At 33.2% G+C, this 4,149-nt stretch carries 3 protein-coding genes, 4 tRNA genes and 1 rRNA gene; all 8 read left to right on the top strand.

Annotated elements, in window-relative coordinates:
• A 5S ribosomal RNA gene (rrf, locus tag ACXJH6_RS04965) occupies positions 1 to 89 on the top strand; the annotation flags it as partial.
• 337 nt (positions 90 to 426) lie between these two features.
• Positions 427 to 1,167 carry a DNA ligase gene (locus tag ACXJH6_RS04970; RefSeq protein ID WP_456470662.1) on the top strand — a complete coding sequence of 247 codons (741 nt, stop codon included), beginning with the start codon at positions 427 to 429 and terminating at the stop codon, positions 1,165 to 1,167.
• A gap of 9 nt (positions 1,168 to 1,176) precedes the next feature.
• Positions 1,177 to 2,628 (top strand): ArnT family glycosyltransferase, encoded by a 1,452-nt coding sequence (locus ACXJH6_RS04975; protein WP_456470660.1) that lies wholly within the window; start codon positions 1,177 to 1,179, stop codon positions 2,626 to 2,628.
• 59 nt (positions 2,629 to 2,687) lie between these two features.
• Positions 2,688 to 2,764: transfer RNA gene (locus tag ACXJH6_RS04980), tRNA-Thr, on the top strand.
• Between the two features lie 36 nt (positions 2,765 to 2,800).
• Positions 2,801 to 2,886: transfer RNA gene (locus ACXJH6_RS04985), tRNA-Tyr, on the top strand.
• A 3-nt stretch (positions 2,887 to 2,889) separates the two neighbouring features.
• Positions 2,890 to 2,966: transfer RNA gene (locus ACXJH6_RS04990), tRNA-Gly, on the top strand.
• Between the two features lie 112 nt (positions 2,967 to 3,078).
• Positions 3,079 to 3,153: transfer RNA gene (locus tag ACXJH6_RS04995), tRNA-Thr, on the top strand.
• A gap of 68 nt (positions 3,154 to 3,221) precedes the next feature.
• Positions 3,222 to 4,149 (top strand): elongation factor Tu (gene tuf / locus ACXJH6_RS05000; RefSeq protein WP_456470661.1); only part of this gene is annotated, 928 nt, incomplete at its 3' end.

Here is a 4,149-nt window from a genome sequence, read left to right on the forward strand (position 1 = left end):
CCTGAACCATTTCGAACCAGGAAGTTAAGCCCTACAGCGCTGATGATACTGCATCCTTACGGATGTGGGAAAGTAGGTCCCCGCTAGGATTTATAGTGTATACTCCTAACCTCTTGAATTTACCTTACTGTTTACTAATCCTTAATATCTCGTCTTTAATCCTTTGTTCATTCTAAAGAGTCTGGCACTTTTGCTTCGCATTTCTTTTAATCTGCTCTTTTTAGCAAAATTTGAGTGTTGCGTAAGCAAAAATAGCTACTTGGCTGTTATATTTTTATCTTTTCGTTATTTACATTTTTTTAGCATGAAACAACACTGTCCGATGTAATTAGTGTTTTATTTTTTATTGTATAATTCTTTTAAAAAGAAGGTTACTTGAAAACTTTAATTCTTATTTTAATTGTTGTTTTTTTAAATGCCGATGTTATGCTTTTAAAAAGATATAACGGACAAAATGTTAACGGATGGGTGATGAGTGAAAAATTGGATGGAATAAGGGCTTATTGGGATGGAAAAAATTTGTATACTAAAAACGGTAATGTTATTTTTGCTCCTAAATGGTTTTTGGCTTCTTATCCTCCGTTTGCGATAGATGGTGAGCTTTGGACTAAAAGAGCGGATTTTGCAAATATATCTTCTATTGTACTTTCTAAAAAACCGGGTAAAAAATGGAAGAGTATAAAACATTATATTTTTGATGTTCCAAATGCTAAAGGTAATTTATTTCAACGGTTGTCTATGTTAAAATCTTATAAAAGTAAATTTATTAAAATAATTCCTCAGATAAAAATTTTTAATAAAGAGCAAATTTATTCTTTTTTGAATAATGTGGTCAGAAACGGTGGGGAGGGAATTGTAATAAGAGACCCAGAAGCTTTATATGAAAGAAAAAGAAGTAATAAAATATTGAAATTAAAAAAATATTTTGACGATGAATGCTTGGTAGTAGGGTATACTGCAGGTAAAGGTAAATTTACCGGTATGCTTGGGGCTTTAAAATGTAAATTAAAAAACGGAATTATTATAAAAATAGGAAGCGGCTTTAGTATAATGGAAAGAAAAAATCCTCCTAAAATAGGTTCTTTCGTGACGTTTAAATATTTGGGATATACTAAAAATAACTTACCTAGATTTCCTGTTTTTATGAGAGTAAGAAAGATTAAATAAAGGAAGTATATGATTAGTAGCGATTATTTTAAAAGATTTTTGTTTTTTTTTGTTATTGTAGTTTTGTATAGATTGGTTGTATTGTATACCTCTCAGGTGGATTTGTTTTTTGATGAGGCTTATTACTGGTACTGGTCTAAACATCCTGATTTTGGTTATTATTCAAAACCTCCTATGGTTGCATGGGGAATTTACTTATCTACTTATATTTGTGGAGACAGTGTATTTTGCATAAAATTACCGGCTTTAATTATGCACTCTTTAACTTCAGTGATAGTATATTTTATTTCTAAAGAACTTTTTAACGATGAAAAAATATCTTTTTATGCAGGAATTTCTTATTTAACGTTGCCTTTAATATCTTTTCTTTCCATGGCTATAACAACTGATGCTTTTTTACTGTTTTTTTGGGCTTTTACTCTTTTATTTTTTATAAAAGCACTTAAGTATAATAGACCTTTGTATTGGGTTCTTGCGGGTATAGGCGGCGGATTTGGGTTATTGAGTAAATATACTATGGTAGTTTTTGGTGTAAGTGTTGTTTTATATTTGATTTTTTCTAAAGAACATAAGAAAATATTAAAAAATAAATATTTTTATATCAGTGTATTTATTGCCGCTTTAATATATTTGCCTAATCTTTTGTGGCAGTTTAATCATCATTTTGTTAGTTTTAAGCATACTAAGGATATAAGCGAAATAGACAGACAATTGTTTCATATTGATAAACTGTTGGAATTTTTAGCCGCTCAGTTTGGTGTATTTGGGCCTGTGTTTTTTGGTGTGCTGTTGTTTTTACTTGTAAAGCCGTTTATAAAAGATGAGAGATTTAAACTTTTATATTTTTTTACTTATGTTATGCTAAGTATTATTTCTTTGGTTGCTTTTTTAAGTAGGGCTTTTGCAAATTGGGCCGCACCTACTTATGTAGCCGGTACTGTTTTGGTTGTTTCTTATTTATTATTTACAAAAAAAGAAAAATTGCTAAAAATAGGAATTGCCATTAATATAATAATGGCACTAATTTTTTATCATTATCATACCTTTTTAAAAATTTTGAATATTGAAATAAGTTCTAAAATAGACCCTTATAAAAGGGTGTTGGGATGGCATCAATTGGCAGAAGAGTTAAAACCCTTAATTATAAAGTATCCTAATAGTGTTATTTTATATGATGATAGAAAAACAATGAGCGAAATGGTTTATTATTTAAGGGAATTTAAAAATCCTTATGTGATGTATAATCCTAAACACCAATATAGAAGCCAGTTTGATATGGACACTAATATGGATAAATTCAAAAATAGAAATTTTATTTATATTACACAAAATAAAGATATTAATTATTTAAGAAAAAACTTTGATAAAATAGAGCTTTTAAAAGTAGTTAATATTCCGTTATATAATGATTTTCATAGACAATATTATGTATATTTTTTAAAAAATTATAAAAAAAAGTGAAAATTATAAAAAAGTTCTTGACATTAGAAAATTTTTTTCTTATAATTTCATCCACACAAGCCGGCGTAGCTCAGTTGGCTAGAGCAGCTGATTTGTAATCAGCAGGTCGGGGGTTCGAGTCCCTTCGCCGGCTCCAGTGTAAATATTAATTCAGCGTTTGACCAGTTAAAACGGTGGGGTTCCCGAGTGGCCAAAGGGGACGGGCTGTAAACCCGTTGGCGTTCGCCTTCGCAGGTTCGAATCCTGCCCCCACCACCATGAGCGGGCGTAGCTCAGTTGGCTAGAGCGTCAGCCTTCCAAGCTGAGGGTCGCGGGTTCGAGTCCCGTCGCCCGCTCCAGTCATGACAAACTGGGAGCTGAGCATACACTTTCTAAAAATATGTTGTCTGCTCAAAAACTCCCGTAATTAATTATTGTTTTGTTAAACAAAACATTGCTAGCAGTGTTTTTGCCCATATAGCTCAGTGGCAGAGCACTTCCTTGGTAAGGAAGAGGTCGCCGGTTCAATCCCGGCTATGGGCTCCAGCAAGGCCTTGTTGGAGACCATGATGAGCTAAAAAATATTATATAAAAATTTTAAATGGAGGAATAAAATGGCAAAAGAAAAATTCCAAAGAACCAAACCACACGTTAACATCGGTACAATCGGACACGTTGACCACGGTAAAACTACTCTTACAGCAGCTATTTCTGGTGTTCTTGCTCAAAAAGGTCTTTCTGAAATGAAAGATTACGATCAAATTGACAACGCTCCAGAAGAGAGACAAAGAGGTATTACTATTAATACATCTCACGTAGAATATGAAACTGAAAAAAGACATTACGCTCACGTTGACTGTCCAGGACACGCAGACTACGTTAAAAACATGATTACTGGTGCTGCTCAGATGGACGGAGCTATCTTAGTTGTTGCAGCGACTGATGGTCCTATGCCACAAACTAGAGAACACATTCTACTTTCAAGACAAGTTGGTGTTCCAGCAATCGTTGTATTCTTAAATAAAATGGATATGGTTGATGATGAAGAACTACTTGAACTTGTTGAAATGGAAGTTAGAGAACTTCTAAGCGAATATGATTTTGACGGTGACAATGCTCCAGTTATCGCTGGTTCAGCTCTTAAAGCACTTGAAGAAGTAAAAGCTGGTCAACTTGGTGAGTGGTCAGAAAAAATTATGGAACTTATGAACGCAGTTGACGAATACATCCCAACTCCTGAGAGAGATACTGAAAAAGATTTTCTAATGCCAATCGAAGACGTATTCTCTATTTCTGGTAGGGGTACAGTTGTTACAGGAAGAATCGAAAGAGGTACTCTAAAACTTGGTGATGATGTAGATATCGTTGGATTTAAACCAACAAGAACTACAAAAGTTACTGGTATTGAAATGTTTAGAAAAGAAATGGACGAAGCTCAAGCTGGTGACAACGTAGGGGTACTTCTAAGAGGTATCGGAAAAGACGAAGTTGAAAGAGGTATGGTTCTTGCAAAACCAGGAAGTATTACACCTCATACAAAAT

It is taken from the genome of Caminibacter sp. (genome assembly GCF_053999135.1).